Origin of the sequence: Bradyrhizobium sp. BRP23, assembly GCF_020194135.1 — a bacterium.
Taxonomy (GTDB): domain Bacteria; phylum Pseudomonadota; class Alphaproteobacteria; order Rhizobiales; family Xanthobacteraceae; genus Bradyrhizobium; species Bradyrhizobium yuanmingense.
The window spans coordinates 1-295 of record NZ_JADYVW010000077.1 but is presented as its reverse complement, the minus strand read 5'-3'; the positions used below and the strand labels follow the sequence as shown (position 1 = coordinate 295).

The 295-nt window shown below is 65.1% G+C and carries 1 protein-coding gene; it reads left to right on the top strand.

What is annotated here, in order from left to right:
* Positions 1-295 (top strand): AMP-binding protein (locus I6F24_RS37415; RefSeq protein ID WP_225156633.1); only part of this gene is annotated, 295 nt, incomplete at both ends.

The following is a 295-nucleotide window of genomic DNA, read 5'->3' as shown; positions in this document are numbered from 1 at the left end:
GCGACGATCTGGACTTGCCCGGCTGATTTTAATGGGTCATTGGTCCCGATCGGGCGCCCAATCGCCAACACGCGTGTGTACTTGCTGGATGGCCATGGCGCGCCCGTGCCGTTCGGCGCGGTGGGTGAGCTTTACATTGGCGGGGCGGGGGTGGCACGGGGCTACCTGAACCGCCCTGAGCTGACCGCGGAGCGGTTCATCGCCAGTCCCTTTGTCGAGGGCGATCGGCTGTACCGGACCGGCGACCTTGCACGTTATCTGCCGGACGGCAATCTTGAGTTCCTGGGCCGCAACG